General features: G+C 66.5%; 11 protein-coding genes. 5 read left to right on the top strand and 6 right to left on the bottom strand.

Going from position 1 to position 15,723, the window contains the following annotated elements:
* Positions 1-192 precede the first annotated feature (192 nt).
* Both PJ250_RS01895 and ppa read right to left on the bottom strand, forming a co-directional pair.
* Complete coding sequence (locus PJ250_RS01895) at positions 193-3,153, bottom strand: TonB-dependent receptor (RefSeq protein ID WP_271646871.1); 2,961 nt, start codon at positions 3,151-3,153, stop codon at positions 193-195.
* Positions 3,154-3,822: 669 nt separating this feature from the next.
* Complete coding sequence (ppa, locus tag PJ250_RS01890) at positions 3,823-4,365, bottom strand: inorganic diphosphatase (RefSeq protein WP_271646870.1); 543 nt, start codon at positions 4,363-4,365, stop codon at positions 3,823-3,825.
* 229 nt (positions 4,366-4,594) lie between these two features.
* Between ppa and PJ250_RS01885 the strand changes: the two genes are divergently transcribed.
* Positions 4,595-5,047 carry a hypothetical protein gene (locus PJ250_RS01885; RefSeq protein WP_271646869.1) on the top strand — a complete coding sequence of 151 codons (453 nt, stop codon included), beginning with the start codon at positions 4,595-4,597 and terminating at the stop codon, positions 5,045-5,047.
* A gap of 174 nt (positions 5,048-5,221) precedes the next feature.
* Here the strand turns inward: PJ250_RS01885 and PJ250_RS01880 are convergent, their stop codons facing one another.
* On the bottom strand, positions 5,222-7,252 hold the full coding sequence (locus PJ250_RS01880) for a sodium-translocating pyrophosphatase (RefSeq protein ID WP_271646868.1): 2,031 nt from the start codon (positions 7,250-7,252) through the stop codon (positions 5,222-5,224).
* A 208-nt stretch (positions 7,253-7,460) separates the two neighbouring features.
* Positions 7,461-8,642, bottom strand: a complete 1,182-nt coding sequence (locus PJ250_RS01875) for a GumK N-terminal domain-containing glycosyltransferase (RefSeq protein WP_271646867.1) — start codon at positions 8,640-8,642, stop codon at positions 7,461-7,463.
* Positions 8,643-8,904: 262 nt separating this feature from the next.
* Here PJ250_RS01875 and PJ250_RS01870 point away from each other — a divergent pair, with 262 nt between their 5' ends.
* Complete coding sequence (locus PJ250_RS01870) at positions 8,905-9,414, top strand: hypothetical protein (protein ID WP_271646866.1); 510 nt, start codon at positions 8,905-8,907, stop codon at positions 9,412-9,414.
* Positions 9,415-9,444: 30 nt separating this feature from the next.
* On the opposite strand, the gene PJ250_RS01865 is transcribed toward PJ250_RS01870, so the two are convergent.
* A complete protein-coding gene (locus PJ250_RS01865) occupies positions 9,445-10,701 on the bottom strand; it encodes a 6-phosphofructokinase (RefSeq protein ID WP_271646865.1) in 1,257 nt (418 codons plus the stop codon).
* Between the two features lie 133 nt (positions 10,702-10,834).
* Between PJ250_RS01865 and PJ250_RS01860 the strand changes: the two genes are divergently transcribed.
* The 3 genes from PJ250_RS01860 (at position 10,835) to PJ250_RS01850 (ending at position 13,579) form a co-directional block, all read left to right on the top strand.
* Positions 10,835-11,407, top strand: a complete 573-nt coding sequence (locus PJ250_RS01860) for an adenylate kinase (RefSeq protein ID WP_271646864.1) — start codon at positions 10,835-10,837, stop codon at positions 11,405-11,407.
* Positions 11,408-11,501: 94 nt separating this feature from the next.
* Positions 11,502-12,944 carry a UDP-N-acetylmuramate:L-alanyl-gamma-D-glutamyl-meso-diaminopimelate ligase gene (gene mpl, locus PJ250_RS01855; RefSeq protein ID WP_271646863.1) on the top strand — a complete coding sequence of 481 codons (1,443 nt, stop codon included), beginning with the start codon at positions 11,502-11,504 and terminating at the stop codon, positions 12,942-12,944.
* Positions 12,945-13,000: 56 nt separating this feature from the next.
* Complete coding sequence (locus PJ250_RS01850; RefSeq protein ID WP_271646862.1) at positions 13,001-13,579, top strand: LON peptidase substrate-binding domain-containing protein; 579 nt, start codon at positions 13,001-13,003, stop codon at positions 13,577-13,579.
* A 32-nt stretch (positions 13,580-13,611) separates the two neighbouring features.
* Here PJ250_RS01850 and PJ250_RS01845 read toward each other — a convergent pair whose 3' ends face one another.
* Entirely contained in the window at positions 13,612-15,648 is a 2,037-nt protein-coding gene (locus PJ250_RS01845) for a bifunctional DedA family/phosphatase PAP2 family protein (RefSeq protein ID WP_271646861.1), read from the bottom strand.
* Positions 15,649-15,723: the final 75 nt, after the last annotated feature.

Raw genomic sequence — 15,723 nt, 5'->3', positions numbered from 1 at the left:
GCGTTGGCCGCACGCGGGGCCACTGTGGAAGGCGCAGCAGGATAGCGAGTCGGCCGTGCACACCAGGTGCGTACTGCCCCGCAATGCAGCACATGGCGCTGTGACCGCAAAAAGCGAAACGCCCCGCCGGGAGAGAATCGGCGGGGCGTTTCGGTCACGCAATGGGCTCAGAGAGAAGCCCTGGTTTGATCCTTACCAGTCGTACTGTACCTGCAGACGGACCGTGCGCGGATCGGTGTAGTACTTGCCGACCTTGTAGTTGTAGTAGTCGGTAACCCGCCCGGAAGTGCTCACGCCATAGCGGGTCTCGTATACCTGCAGAGGCTTGATGTTGTTGAACAGGTTCATCACCGACAGCTGCGCGCTCAGGCCTTCCAGCCACTGCGGCTTGTAGACCACATTGGGGCTGAGGCTGGCAGTCCACGGGGTGCGGCCCGAAGCGCCCTGCTTGCTGATGTCGTCTTCTCCGACATTGCAGGTGTGGAACACGCCCGAGTAGCCGTACTGGGTGCCGAAGCTACCGTACCCACCGCCCAGGCAGCTGATCGGTGCGCCGGACTGGACCAGAAGGTTGGCGCCGACCTGCCACTCGTCATTGAACTTGTAGCCACCATAGAGCTTGAAGCTGTGGCGATGGTCGTTGAACAGATAGCCGTCCGACCCGTACATGATCTCCGCGAAATCGAAGTCGGACGTCGTACCGGTATCGTCTTGACCATTGGTGCTCTTGACGAGGCCTTCGTAGTTGCCGTTGAGCTTGGACCAGGTGTAGTTAGCGCTCACGTACCACTTGTCGGTCTGCTTATCGGCGCTGAGGGTAACGGCCTTGTAGTAGCGCTTGGCCTTCGGACCGAGCGCCTTGCCATCGACGGTGATGGTGTCGGGTGTGCCGTCTCCGTCCACGTCCAGGCTGATGGTCATGTCTTCGCCCGGGTTGTAGAGGTAGCAGCCCGGCAGGCCTTCCGGCAGGCCCCACTCATCCCCCCAGCTGGACACGTCGTAGCCCTGGGCTTGTGCGGCCAGATAGACCTGACGAGTATCACAGGTGTCGTCGATCACGTGGTTGATGCGGCGGTAGGTACCCTTGATGCCGACGGTCCAGCCATCCAGCCAGGACATATCCGAGGAGATCTGCTGCTGGTAGCCCAGAATCGCCTCGTCCTGGGTGTACGGCTTCAGGCCCGCCGACGCCACAGCCTTGGGATCAGGCGTGGTGCCGTTCTCGCCGTTGACGATGTACGGCTCCCCTAGCTGGCCGGTAACGATCGGTGCTGCATTGCTCGGGTCCTGCCCAGCGATCTCGTACGTGGTGATGGTGAAGTACGAAGCGGTCGCCGCACGGAGCGCAACGTTGGCCGCGATCGGCAGCGAGTAGCGACCAAGTGAGCCGAACAGTTTGCTCGAGCCGTCGCCGATCAAATCCCACGAGAAGCCCAGGCGTGGCTGCCAGATGTCGTCCTGCTTGACGAAGCTCACGCCGTCGCCGTTCTTGTTGTCGAACGAGTCGTTGCGCACGCCGGCGTACAGCATGAAGTTATCGGTGATCTGCCAGTTGTCTTCGAGGTACCAGGACTTCTGGCCGATCTCCACGCCGCCGCCGGTACGGAAATTGTCCAACTCGGCGGTGCCGTCGTCGAAGACATACCAGTAGGATCCGCCTGAATAGGACGAGCCGGACTTGGATTTCCACTTCTCGTCGCTGTAGCCCAAGCCGACCTTGTGGTCACCCAACTGCCAGTCGAAATCCAGGCGGGTGCCGGTGCGCTCGTTGCGGCCGCCCAAGATGCCCACGCTGCTGGTTACCGCGCAGCCTTCCTTGCTGTTGGTGATGTAGCTGTACACGTACGGGCAGGCGCCCTGCGGACCGTTGATATCGCCGTCGTAATAGCTCATCACCCCGTCCGGGCTGACCGTGAACTGCGAGTCCTGGTTGCGCATCTTTCCATACTGGATCGAGCCGGTCAGGTTGTCGGTCAGGTAGCTGGTCCACTTGAAGACGTTCGTCTGGCCGCCGCTCTTGCCGACCAACTGGCCGGTGTAGTCAGTCTTGCTCGGGCTGGTCCCTTGGTAGGCCGCGTCGTAGTAATCGTAGGTGTAGCGACTGCTATTGTCGAAGCCGGTGTATTCGACATGATTGCTGTCGTTGGGGTACCAGTCCAGCTTGACAAGCCAGTACGGGTTCTTGCTTTCGTAGTCGTAGGCGGTCGTGGAATTGGACGTCGGCGCGGTGCTGTTGCCATTGCCGTCCTCGATCGCAGTGGCCGGCATCGTGCTGTAGCGCGTCGCATTGGACTGGCCGAACTCGCCCAGGGCGAAGATGAACAGTTTGTCCTTTATCAGCGGGCCGCCGACCCAGGCGGTGTAGGTGTTGCTGCTGCTGGAGTCGTTCTTGTAAGAGCGTAGCAGGCCGCCGTCGTTGCGATAGACCTCGCCGGCGTCGTCTTTGCCCCAGGACGGCTCGCCGGTCCAGCTGAAGCCACCATGCCACTCGTTGGTACCGCGCTTGACGTTGACGCTGGTCACGCCGCCAGTGGAGAAACCGTATTCGGCGCCGTAGCCGCCGGTCTGCACGTCCAGCTGGTCGATCGCCTGGAATGGCACCTCGGAGAACGACAGGCTGTCGTAGAGGTTGGTGATGTTGAAGCCGTTGACGTAGTAACTATTCTCTGCCGCCGAGGCACCGCCGAAGGACGCATTGCCGAAGTAGCCGGAGCTCTTGATGGTGCCCGGGGTCAGCAGCGAGACGCTGGTGATGTCACGCGGGACAGGCAGAGTGTTGAGTTTGTCGGCGGTGAACGTGGTGCGCGACTCGACGCTGGACAGGTCGATGCTGTTGACTGAAGCCAGCCCGCGGACCACGACGGTATCCAGGCTGGTGGCGCCCGTGCCTGCGTCGAAGCTTGCATTGGTGGTCTGGCCGGCGACCACGTTCACGGTGCGGCTGCTGGAGACCCCATCGGCGCCGGTCATGGTCAGAGTGTAAGTACCGGTCGGCAGGGCCGCGGCGCGGAAGTGGCCGGACGCATCGACGGTGACATCACGTGTCACGCCGGACGCATTGCTGGTGATCTGGACCGTAGAGCCGGCTGCGTCGGCGGCTGAGCCGGAAATGTTGCCCGAAGTGCTTTGCGCGTAGGCGGCGCCTTGGGTCAAGGCGGCGCCTAGGAGGACGGCCAGGGCCGTACGTCGTAGGGCGTGGCGTTGGTGGCGTTGGTTCATTGCGTGTGGCTTCCCAAAAAGAACAAAAAGGTCCCGCCGGGCACGTGTGAGCGCGCATAGGGCAGTGACAACGTCTGGCAGATGCCACTACGCGTAACGAGACCGCAACGGAGTGGCAACGGGAAATTAATGCCGGTGTGCGACGTGGAATTGGCGTTGGGTGGTGCTATGTGTCGAGTTGGGCATATTTTGAAATATATGAATTCAAATGAAATGGTTAGCGACCTATTCATGTGATGGCCGTCTAACTCACGCTATGGAACGCTTGCATTCAGGGCTATGGGCCGATTAACACGGCGATACCCAGCGGAGTGACGTTTGCCCGCCCCGTTTGAGCAAGCCGCAGCCGGTGGCAGCCGGTGAGTCATTGGGATTGGCTTGCGCAATACCATGTGAAATGACCACGCGCCGTCCGCAGACGCCCTCACCATGCGAAGGCTGCCGCACGCCTACACGCGCCAAGTGCCCGCGCTAAGAGGGCTGCGCTCCCTTACGGACCGGGCAAGCCAAGCATCGCTGCATGGCTGAAAGCTCTTTTGGGTGAATGAAAAAGGGCGCCTTCCGGCGCCCTTAGAAAAGCGGATAGCGCGATTGCGCCCTCGCTCAGGCCTTGCTGTCCTGCTCGGCGTCACGGGCGATGGCTTCGACCAGGATCTTCTTGGCTTCGTCGGCACCGCCCCAGCCGTCCAGCTTGACCCACTTGCCCTTCTCCAAGTCCTTGTAGTGCTCGAAGAAGTGGCCGATGCGCTCCAGCCAGTGGCCACTGACCTGGGCGATGTCGTTGATGTGGGCGTAGCCGCTGAAGATCTTGTCCACTGGCACGGCCAGCAGCTTCTCGTCGCTGCCGGCTTCGTCGCTCATGCGCAGCACGCCCACCGGGCGGCAGCGGATGACCGAGCCGGGCACCAGCGGCAGCGGCAGCACCACCAGCACGTCGGCCGGGTCGCCGTCGCCGCACAGGGTGTGCGGCACGTAGCCGTAGTTGCAGGGGTAGCGCATGGGCGTGGAGAGGATGCGGTCGACGAAGATCGCGCCGGATTCCTTGTCCACTTCGTACTTCACCGGCTCGGAATCCTTCGGGATCTCGATGATGACGTTGATCTCTTCCGGCGGATTCTTGCCGGTGGGGACGCTGCCAAGGCCCATGTACTGCTCCAGTTTCGATACGTGATTGTGGGCGGCATTCTAGCGCCCCGGCTGTTGCGCTGCAGCGTGCTGCGGTTAGGACAAATCCGACCGCGATATCGGACCACCGCACCGTCGCGTTGCGCCGTGCGCCGACGGCGTTCACGCGAATGCCGGGACATCCTGTGATCTCACCGTTACTCGCAGGAGCAGGATCATGAAAGGGAAGACACGCAGCAGGTGGAGCGGGATGCTGGCACTCTCGGCATTGCTGTTGGCGGGCGCCGTGTCGGCGCAGGAGCGGTATGTGGATGCGGTGGACTACCCGACCCCCAATGCGGGTTGGGAGGTCTTCCATGACTTGGAAAAGCGGCTGGAAGCCGATTTCGACCAACTCTGCGGCGATACGTATTGCGAGGGTGATTACAGCGACTATCAGCCCTTGCGCTATCGCTGCTCGGTGCGCCAGCGGGATGGCGTCATGGGGGAATGCGTCTGGACCTTTGGCGCCAGCGAGGCCAGCATCGACCCTGCCACCGGCCAGGTGCATGTGGACGCGCAACTCTGGCAATGTCCAACGCCCATCAAGAAGGGCACCCGGTTGAGGGCCTTTTACCTGGCCCTGGCCGGAGAGGGGCCGCTGCTCGCGCCGCTACCCCGTAGCAACGCCAGCATCAATGACGGGCTCATTGGGTGCCTGTAGCGGGGCTGGTGTCCGCTGCCAGGGCGCTCGGGCCCTGGCACGGACTTTGATGGCGGGGCCTGGCGGCCCGTCCCCGCTATCGGTCCAGGTGCTGGCGACGGCTGCACGCAGCTGCTGCGCGTGGCCGGGTGGGCTGCGGCGGGCGAGGGGCAATCGGGAAGAGGCAATGCCCGCTCATAGCAGTGGCACCAGCAGCAGCGCCACGATGTTGATGATCTTGATCAGTGGATTGATCGCCGGTCCCGCCGTGTCCTTATAAGGGTCGCCGACGGTGTCACCAGTCACCGCGGCCTTATGGGCCTCGCTGCCCTTGCCGCCGAAGTGTCCATCCTCGATGTACTTCTTGGCGTTGTCCCAGGCGCCGCCACCGGTGGTCATGGAAATGGCCACGAACAGCCCGGTCACGATCGTGCCGATCAGCATCCCGCCCAGCGCCTGTGCGCCGAGCAACAGACCGACGAGGATGGGCACCACGACCGGTAGCAGTGAAGGCACGATCATCTCGCGGATGGCCGCGCGCGTGAGCAGGTCGACGGCAGCGTGATATTGCGGCTTGCCGCTCCCGTCCATGATCCCGGCGATCTCGCGGAACTGGCGACGCACTTCCACCACCACGCTACCCGCCGCGCGGCCGACGGCCTCCATCGCCATCGCACCGAACAGGTAAGGAATCAAGCCGCCAATCAACAGGCCGATGATCACCTTGTGATCGGACAGGTCGAAGGTATAGACCGAGCCGGGATGGGCCGCGCCCAGGTTGTGGGTGTAGTCGGCGAACAACACCAGGGCCGCCAGCGCCGCCGAACCGATCGCATAGCCCTTGGTCACCGCCTTGGTGGTGTTGCCGACGGCATCGAGCGGATCGGTGACCGCGCGGACCTCGGCGGGCAGTTCGGCCATTTCGGCGATGCCGCCTGCGTTGTCGGTGATCGGCCCGTAGGCATCCAGCGCCACGATCATGCCGGCCATCGACAGCATCGCCGTGGCGGCGATCGCGATGCCATACAGCCCGCCCAGCGCATGCGCGCCCCAGATCGCGATGCACACCGCGATCACGGGCATCGCCGTGGATTTCATCGAGACGCCCAACCCGGCGATGATGTTGGTGCCATGGCCGGTGGTCGAGGCGGCGGCCACGTGTTGCACCGGCTTGTACTGGGTGCCGGTGTAGTACTCGGTGATCCACACGATCGCCCCGGTCAGCGCAAGTCCGATCAGCGCGCAGCCATACAGGGGCATCGCGCCGATGGCCGAGTCGCCCATCAAGGCGGTGGTGACCGGATAGAACACGATGGCGGCAAGGACGGCCGAGACGATCACGCCCTTGTACAGCGCGCCCATGATCGAGCCGCCTGCCTTCACCCGCACGAACAGCGCGCCGATGATCGAGGCGATGATCGACACGCCCCCCAGCACCAGCGGGTAGAGAATCGCGTTCGGTCCCGCCTCGCTGGCCATCAGGCCGCCGAGCAGCATGGTGGCGATCACCGTGACCGCGTAGGTCTCGAACAGGTCCGCCGCCATGCCGGCGCAGTCGCCCACGTTGTCGCCGACGTTGTCGGCGATCACCGCCGGGTTGCGCGGGTCGTCCTCGGGAATCCCGGCTTCCACCTTGCCGACCAGGTCGGCGCCCACGTCCGCGCCCTTGGTGAAGATGCCGCCGCCGAGCCGCGCGAAGATCGAGATCAGCGACGAACCGAAAGCCAGCCCGACCAGCGCATGCAGCGCCCGCTCCTGCGGGACGCCCAGGTGATGGGTCAGGAGCGCCCAATAGCCGGCCACACCGAACAGCCCCAGTCCCACCACCAGCATTCCCGTGATCGCGCCGCCGCGGAAGGCCACGTCCATCGCCGCACCCACGCCGTGGCGTGCGGCCTCGGCGGTGCGCACGTTGGCGCGCACCGAGACGTTCATGCCGATGTAGCCGGCCGCGCCAGACAGCAGCGCCCCCAGGGCGAAGCCGATGGCCGTCGGCCAGCTCAGGAAGACCCCCACCAGCACGAACAGCACCGCGCCGACGATGGCGATCGTCAGGTACTGGCGGTTGAGGTAGGCGCGCGCGCCTTCCTGTATCGCCGCGGCGATCTCCTGCATGCGCGCGTTGCCGGCCGGGCGCGAGAGCACCCAGCGTGAGGAAAGGATGCCGTAGACGATGGCGATTGCAGCGCAGGCCAATGCCAACGCAAGACCGTAATGTTCCAACATGACCCCTCCCAAGGCTGGTGGACAGACGCTGCCCTTGCGGTCAGTGCCTGCGAGCTCCGTCCCGTCCCCAAGCGCACGGAGTCGGGCAAGAGTGCAGGCCACGGGGCTCCGGGTCATGACGCAGTGCCGCGCAGGCTCGCGTCAGAGCCGAGGGAGGGGGAACGTGCCCCGCGCGCCCTGCCACGACCTGGGCGCGGGACGCGACAGGTTAGGCGCCGACCGTCTCGCCCAGGTCTTGCTGGGTCGGCGCCGTGTCCCGCTCGGGGACCGGCATGCTGTCCGGATCGGCCGAAGAGGGCTTGTTCTGCACCGCCTTGGCATGGGTCAGCATCAGTTCGGTCGCGCCGTGCCAGCTGAGGACCTTGCTGTTGTCGATCAGGCCCCGGTCATAGGCGAGTGCCCGCCGAAGCGCGGCGACGATGCTCTGGGCATTGCCCGGCTCGTAGGCCGCCATGTGGTCAGCGCTGGCGGCGAAGGTCGGGGCGATGATCGGCAGCCGGCAGTAGGTGTACTGCATCATCTTCATGCTCGACTGGCTCAGGTAGTCGGCATTGGGCGCCGGCCGGTAGGGCGCGATGCCGGCATCGGCGTGCTGAATGTAGGGCACGATGCTGTCAAACGGCACCTCGCCATGGGTGACGACGTTGGCCAGGGTGGTGTCCAGGCGGGCTTTCTTGCCGAACAGGTGGAAGTTCACCTCTGGCGCGGCCTGGGCCATGGTGGTGATGGCGTCAGCGTCGAAGAGCATGTCGCCCACGCTGACCACGTTGCGCGTGCCGGCCGGGTAGGGCGAGATGCTGGACTCGTCGAACAGGGCCTTGTCCAGCCCGTGCGGGATGTAGCGGACGTTCTCGGCGTGCGGGTAATCGGCCACCATCACCTCGGCCGGCACGCGGACCAGATCGAAATACGGCAGGGCCTGATGCTCGGCCTCGAAGATGATCGGGTGGTAGCGCAGCGTGGCGATCCGGTCGCACACGCTGTAAATGAATGTGGCATTCGGGAAGCGCTTGGCCAGCGAGGGGACCAGGCACAGCCCAGCGCCATTCTCCACGATGAAGACATCCACATCGGCGATGCCCTCAAGCAGATTGCGAGAGAGCAGCAGCGGATACAGCGAAAACAGCGGCTTGGTCAGCAGGTCCACCGCAGCCTGGCCCAGCGACAGGGGGTGGAACATCGGGCGCCATAGGTGCTTGCGCACGCCGGGCGCCACATTGATCCAAGCGTTGTACGGCCCCTGGAACTGTCGGGCCTGCGGCTTGAACTTGGTCAGTGGGCTCAACCCAATGGTGACGAAGTCCACCTCGTCGCCCCGGGAGGCCAGGACGTCGGTCCAGAAATGGAAATCCACCTTCCTGGCTGACGAAGCCTCGTGCACCGTCAACATGACTACTTTCATCGAGCACCGTTTGGATGACGCTGGGGGGGGGGCGACTGAAGGCACGCAGTCGCGACACGCCAGGCCGATCGGCCTGGTCGCGTCTGTAGATCAGAACGCAGAATACGTGAGAACCTGGTCACACTACGTCGTCGGTTCCGTTCACTCATGCTGCTGGGGGCCGCGATGCCCGACGAACGGTCGCCCACACCGGGCATTCAGCAAGTCCCTGCCAGCCTGCCGGACCTTGGTTCTCGCGCAGGAGTCGCCGATGTCCGCCCTGGTTCTACGTTGCTGCAGCCTGGTCTTTCTGCTCCCCGCCCTTGCGCTGGCCCAGGCGCAGCCTGAGATTCGTCGCCCGGTCGGCACGCCGCAGGCGGTCGGGGCGCTGCACACGGTGCGGCAGATTCCTGAGGCCTGCACCCGGATCGAAGGCAAATTCACCGGAGATACCGCCAATCCGTACGCAATGACCCTGGTCCGCACCAGTCCCACCTGCCAGGCCCGCGCCACTTTCATGGACTACGACAAGGTGCAGCCCAGCGTCGCCACCGGTTGGAAGCTCAACGACATCATCAAGGTGCCCTCGGCCAGTTGCAGTGGCCAGGTGGCCGTGGTCCAGGTCTGGCGCAAACCAGCCGGGCAGGCGCTGAAGCTGGATGGCCAGGAGCGCGCCCGCATCTATCTGCAGGACGCCAAGGCGCAGGCCGCAGCCGGCAAGCTTGCGGCGCTGCCGGCCTATGCGGCCAAGCTGGAGATGGAGGGCACGCCCTGCCGCTGACCTGCCGCGGCGCGGTCAGCGGCAGGCGGCTCAGGCATCCCAGGCCGGGAGGATCTTCTTCACCGGCACGTTCTTCAGGGTCACGTAGCGGGGCAGGCCGTCGCTGCCGTAGGGCAGCGGGGCTTCGCCCTTGATCAGGGGGGCCAGGTAGGCGCGGGCCTTGGAGGTGATGCCGAAGCCGTCCTTGCGGATGAAGCTGGCCGGCATTGTCTTCTCGTGGTTGGCCACCTTGGACAGCGGCGCCGGCTCGATCTTCCAGCGGTACGGCGCGTCCGAGGTACGCACGATCACGGGCATCACCGCGTTCATGTCCTTCAGCGCGTACTGCACCGCCGCCTTGCCGACGGCCTGGGCCTGGGCCCAGTCGGTCTTGGAGGCGATATGCCGGGCCGAGCGCTGCAGGTAGTCGGGCAGGGCCCAATGCACCTTGTACCCCAGCGTCGCCTTGACCTTGCCGGCCAGGTAGGCAGCCACACCGCCCAGCTGGGCGTGGCCGAACGCATCGGCGCCCCCACCCGCATCGGCCACGAAGCGGCCATCGGCGGTGCGGATGCCCTCGCTGGCCACGACCACGCAGTAGCCGACCTGCTTGACTACCTTGTCGACCTGGGCCAGGAACGCCGCCTCGTCATAGGCGCGTTCGGGGAACAGGAGGATGTGCGGCGCATCGGCCGGGGTCGGGCCGGCCAGGCCGGCCGCGGCGGCCAACCACCCGGCATGGCGGCCCATGGCCTCGTACACGAAGACCTTGGTCGAGGTCTGCGCCATCGCCGCGACGTCCAGGGCCGCCTCGCGCACCGAAACGGCGGTGTACTTGGCCGCCGACCCGAAGCCAGGGCAGGTATCGGTGACGGCCAGGTCATTGTCGATGGTCTTGGGCACGCCCACGCAGGTCAGCGGATAGTCGAAGGCCTGGGCCAGCTGGGACACCTTCCACGCCGTGTCGGCCGAGTCGTTGCCGCCGTTGTAGAGGAACCAGCGCACATGATGGGCCTTGAGCACCTCCAGCAGGCGTTCATAGCGGGCACGGTCGGCCTCCAGCGATTTCAGCTTGACCCGGCACGAGCCGAAGGCCCCGCCGGGGGTATGGGCCAGGGCATTGATCGCGGCCAGCGACTCGCGCGAGGTGTCGATCAGGTCCTCGTGCAGCGCGCCCAGGATGCCGTTGCGGGCGGCCAGGACCTTGATCTTGTGGCGCCTCGCCTCGCCGATGACGCCGGCGGCGGTGGCGTTGATGACGGCGGTGACGCCGCCGGACTGGGCATATAGAAGCGTGGGTTTCACCATCGTCCTACCTTGGGCGCATGACCGGATGGGGTAAGCTTCCCACATCGATGCGCCGGCCGCGTCGGCGCCGCCGCCAGGCTGGCAGCCCAGGCCCGCTCCCCAAGTTTCCTCATTGAATGTTTGGAGTGACACGATGCGATTGGTTCTCCTGGGACCCCCGGGTTCGGGCAAGGGTACGCAGGCCACGCGCCTGAAGGACTTCCTCAAGGTGCCGCATATTTCCACCGGCGACCTGCTGCGTGGCGAGGTCGCCGCCGGGACCGAACTGGGCAAGCAGGCCAAGGCCGTGATGGACGCCGGCAACCTGGTGTCCGACGAAATCCTGCTGGGCATGCTGGAATCGCGCCTGTCCCAGGGCGATGTGGCCAACGGCTTCATCCTGGACGGCTATCCGCGCAACCTGGCCCAGGCCGATGCCCTGACCCGGCTGCTGGAGCGCATCGGCCAGCCGATGGACGCCGCCGTGCAGCTGGACGTGCCGACCGACCTGCTGGTCGAGCGCATCGCCGGCCGTGCCAAGGCCGAGGGCCGCGCCGACGACAACCCCGAGTCGGTGCGCAAGCGCCTGGAAGTCTACGAAAGCAGCACCGCACCGGTGATCAGCTTCTACAAGGACCAGGGGCGCCTGACCGTGGTCGATGGCGTGGGCGAGCTGGATGAAGTCACCAAGCGCCTGACCGACGCGCTGGCCACCGACAAGGCCTGAGTGGCGGATTGTCGGTGACGATGAAGGCGCCCGCAGGGCGCCTTTTTCGTATGCGGCGGTCGTGCCGCTGATCCTGATCGGCGACAATGGGCGCATGAGTAAACTGCACATCCTGGGCATCGCCGGCACCTTCATGGGCGGCGTGGCCGCGCTGGCCCGCGAGCAGGGCCACACCGTCGAGGGCAGCGACCAGGCGATCTATCCGCCCATGTCCACCCAGCTGGAGCAACTGGGCATCGAACTGGCCCAGGGCTATCTGCCCGATAACATCTCCCCCGATTGCGATGCAGTGATCGTCGGTAACGCCCTCTCGCGCGGGAATGCCGCGGTGGAAGCGGTACTCGATGAGGGCCGCCGCTATACCTCTGGCGCGCAATGGCTCAGCGAAGCGGTGCTGCCGGGCCGCACGACGCTGGCGGTGGCCGGCACCCACGGTAAGACCACCACCACCACGATCCTGGCCTATCTGCTGGAAGCGGCCGGGCGTGCGCCGGGCTTCCTGATCGGCGGGGTGGCGGAAGATTTCGGCGTGTCGGCCCGGCTGGGAGGTCTTGTCGCTGCACCCGCATCCTGTGCTGCGCGCCAGTCTCTCCCGGAGGGAGAAGGAAGCAAGGTCCCGGCCCTGGCGGACCGGCCACTGTTTGTCGTGGAAGCCGACGAGTACGACACCGCGTTCTTCGACAAGCGCAGCAAGTTCGTGCACTACCGCCCGAGCGTGGCGATCCTCAACAACCTGGAATACGACCACGCCGACATCTTCCCGGACGTGGCCGCCATCCAGCGCCAGTTCCACCACCTGGTGCGCACCGTGCCGGCCAATGGGCGGCTGATCGTCAATGGTGCCGATGCGCGCCTGGACGAGGTGCTGGCGATGGGCTGCTGGACGCCGGTGGAACGCTTTGGCTTCGAGGCGTCGCTGGACTGGAGCGCGCGCCTGATCGCCGCCGATGGCAGCGCCTTCGCTGTGCTGAAGCAGGGCGTGGAAGTCGGTGAAGTGCACTGGCCGCTGCTGGGCCGCCACAACGTGCTCAACGGCTTGGCCGCCCTGGCCGCCGCCGCCGCGGTCGGCGTGGACCTGGCGGCGGTGATGCCGGCGCTGGCCGACTTCCGCGGCGTCAAGCGCCGGCTGGAGGTGATCGGCCAGGCGCGCGGCATCACCGTCTACGACGACTTCGCCCACCATCCCACCGCGATCGCGACCACGCTGGAAGGCCTGCGGGCGAAGGTGGGCGATGCGCGCATCGTGGTGGCGATGGAACCACGCAGCAATTCGATGCGCCTGGGGGCGCATGCCGAGGCATTGGCGCCGTCGCTCGAGCGAGCCGACGCCGTGGTCTTCCTGCATCGCCCCGCGCTGGCGTGGGATGCGGGCAAGGTGATCGGGGCGGTGCGCGGGGATGCGCGCGCAGTGCCCGACAGCGACGCACTGCTGGCCGCGCTCGGTGAGGTGGCGCGCACGGGCGACCATGTGGTCTTCATGTCCAACGGCGGCTTCGACGGTGCGCCGCGGCGGTTTCTGGCCGCGCTGCAGGCCTGAGGCGGCGTCAAAACAACGTGCAGGACGCCTCCTGCGCGCCTGTTTACACTGGTGTCATGCCCGCGACCGAATCCTTGCCCCTGTTTCCGTTGCACACCGTGCTGCTGCCTGGCGCGGGGCTCGGGTTGCGTGTGTTCGAGCGGCGGTATCTGGATTTGATCCGCGAGTGCGGCCGCAGCGGCAAGGGCTTCGGCGTGTGCCTGATCCTGGATGGCGAAGAGGCCGGCACGCCGGCCGCGCCGGCCGCTTACGGCACCGAGGCCACCATCGAGGACTTCGGCACCGGTGAGGATGGCCTGCTCAACCTGCGCCTGCGCGGTGGTCGGCGTTTCCACGTGCAGCGCACCCGCGTGCGCGATAACGGGCTGGTCGTGGGGGAAGTGGACTGGTGCGAACCGGAGCCCGACGACGAACTGCGGCCGGAACACGGCCTGCTGGCCACCGTGCTGGAAAAGATCTTCGAGAAGGCCGGGGCGACCCCGCCGGGCATGACGCCCCGCGACCTGGACAGCGCAGCCTGGGTCGGGTGGCGCCTGGCCGAATTGCTGCCATTGAGCGATGCGCAGCGCCTGGCGGTGCTGCAGGAAGACGACCCGCATGCGCGGCTGGATCATCTGCTGGCCCTGATGGCCTGAGTCGCCCCTCGCGACCCGATCCTGCGCAGGCGTCAGGGCGGTGAGGTTCTGGCCTTGACCGGCGCCAGCACGGTCGCCGGCTCGCGGTCGGTGCGCAGACGCAGAACGGGTAGGCCGGTGGCCGGGTGCGGGGCGATGGCTTGCGGCAACCCCGAGACCGACGCGGTCACCGCGTCCAGCGAGGCGTTGGCGTCGGCCAACGGACGCCACAGGCCGACCAGGCCCAGCAGGGTCCGATGCTCCAGTGTCTGCGCCCCGCCGATCCACAGCGGAACCTCCCCGGGCTGCAGCAGCAGGGGAGTGGACCACAGGCGCAGCGCGTATTGCTGGTCCGGGCGCGGGCCGGGTTTGAGCATCAGCAGGCTTTCGGCATGGGTGTCCAACGTGGCCGGCAGGACCGGATGCCCCTGCGGCGGCAGGTCGCCATCGAGCAGCTGCAACGCACGTTCCCAGCCGGCCTGCCGCTGCAGGCGCCAGCCATCGGCCTCCAGGCGACGCACCAGCGGTTGCAGGGGGCCGGCCATCTGCACGTCCAGCGGCCAGCGCTGTTCGTCGTCGAACTCGTTGCGGGTCGCCGGCAGGGTGCGCCATGCGTCGGCCCACCAGGTGTCTAGCGGTAGCGCGATGGGGGTCAGGGAAGCGTCGAACCGGTCCAGGGTCGCGTCCACCGCGCGCGGCGCATGCCACAGGGCGGCCAGCGCGAACACGCCGTAGAACATCCACGCCAGGGGCTTGATCCACAGGGCACGGCTGGTGCGGCGGCGGTAGGCCACGCCCAGGATCAGCAGCCACACCACGCCCAGCAGCATCCCGCCGATCACGTCGCTCAGCCAGTGGGCGCCCAGGTAGACCCGGGCGAACCCGATCGTGCTGACCACCATCCCGGCGACCATGTAGGGCCAGGCTCGGTCGCGTCCGGGCAACTCGCGCGCGATCAGCACGGCGAAGAAGCCGAAGATGATCGTGCTCATGGTCACCGCGATGGAGGGGAACCCGAACCCGCCGCTGACCGTGGGCGGCTTGGGAATGTCCACCATCGCGCCCAGCCAGGCGGTCAGCGCCAGGCCGAAGGCGATGGCGGCCAGCCAGTGACCCGCCGCCAGCCAGCGCTTGCGCCAGGCCAGGTAGCCAAGCACCGCCAGCGCGGCCGGGCCCAGTACATCGGCATCGCCCAGTGCGGCCACCGCCGCGAGCGGGCGGTCGGCCAATGGGTTGCGCAGGCTGTGCATCAGCTCGAACAGCCACAGGTCCACGCCCAACGGTTCGCCGTGGCCCACGACGATCACCAGGAAGGCGAACAGCAGCCAGGCCACCGCAAGCAGCGCGACCGCCAGGACGGCCAGCGAAACGGTTTCCCGACGGCCAGGATCGAAGATGGCCACCGAGTAGCGGCCCAGCACCGGGTGCGCGCGCGACCACGCCAGGCCCCGGGCCAGCAGGCTGTCGGCGTGATCGGCAAACCACCGATAGCTGTAGAGCACCGTCGCCCAGATCGCGCCGAGCACGACCAGCAGCAGCCCCAGCACCACCGCCAGGCGGCCGGCCACCGCGGCCACCGCGTCGTAGGCCTGACCCAGCAGCCAGCCCGGTAGCAGGAACAGCACCGCCCAGGACACCGCCGCGGCAGCGCTGGCCGGCAGATAGCGGCGCAGTGGCATGTCCAGCATGCCGGCCACCGCAGGCACGAAGGGCCGGACCGGTCCCACGTAGCGAGCGATGAAGATCGCCTTGAGGCTGTTGCGGCGGAACAGGCGCTCGCCACGTTCCAGCAACTGGGGATACCGCCGGAAGGGCCCGAATCCGCGCAGTTGGGTGCCCCAGCGTCGCCCCACCCAGAAGCTGACCCCGTCGCCGGCAAAGGCGCCCAGCGCCGCACAGGCGATGGCGTAAGGCGCCGAGATCTTGCCCAGTCCGATCATGACACCCACCGCCGTCAGCAGCGGCAGCGCCGGGACGATGGCCCCCACGATCACCAGCGCATCGGCAAAGGCCACGAGCAACACCACCGCGCCGGCTGCGGCCGGATGTGCGGTGATCCAGTCCAGCAGTCCATCGAACCAGGAATCCATCGGCGCGATTATAGAAGGGCCAAGGTGTCCGCCCCGCTAGACTGTGCCGCCCCGAGGCATCCGGCCCCGGCGTGC

Source organism: Pseudoxanthomonas sp. JBR18, from assembly GCF_028198165.1.
In the GTDB taxonomy this organism is placed as follows: domain Bacteria; phylum Pseudomonadota; class Gammaproteobacteria; order Xanthomonadales; family Xanthomonadaceae; genus Pseudoxanthomonas_A.
The sequence above is the reverse complement of the archived record's forward strand: the minus strand, read 5'-3'. Positions and strand labels throughout refer to the sequence as shown.

Coding starts and splice junctions, on each gene's coding strand:
- ppa (WP_271646870.1), bottom strand. CDS start 4,365: ATGGGCCTTGGCAGCGTCCCCACCGGCAAGAATCCGCCGGAAGAGATC.
- PJ250_RS01885 (WP_271646869.1), top strand. CDS start 4,595: ATGCTGGCACTCTCGGCATTGCTGTTGGCGGGCGCCGTGTCGGCGCAG.
- PJ250_RS01880 (WP_271646868.1), bottom strand. CDS start 7,252: ATGTTGGAACATTACGGTCTTGCGTTGGCATTGGCCTGCGCTGCAATC.
- PJ250_RS01875 (WP_271646867.1), bottom strand. CDS start 8,642: ATGTTGACGGTGCACGAGGCTTCGTCAGCCAGGAAGGTGGATTTCCAT.
- PJ250_RS01870 (WP_271646866.1), top strand. CDS start 8,905: ATGTCCGCCCTGGTTCTACGTTGCTGCAGCCTGGTCTTTCTGCTCCCC.
- PJ250_RS01865 (WP_271646865.1), bottom strand. CDS start 10,701: ATGGTGAAACCCACGCTTCTATATGCCCAGTCCGGCGGCGTCACCGCC.
- PJ250_RS01860 (WP_271646864.1), top strand. CDS start 10,835: ATGCGATTGGTTCTCCTGGGACCCCCGGGTTCGGGCAAGGGTACGCAG.
- mpl (WP_271646863.1), top strand. CDS start 11,502: ATGAGTAAACTGCACATCCTGGGCATCGCCGGCACCTTCATGGGCGGC.
- PJ250_RS01850 (WP_271646862.1), top strand. CDS start 13,001: ATGCCCGCGACCGAATCCTTGCCCCTGTTTCCGTTGCACACCGTGCTG.
- PJ250_RS01845 (WP_271646861.1), bottom strand. CDS start 15,648: ATGGATTCCTGGTTCGATGGACTGCTGGACTGGATCACCGCACATCCG.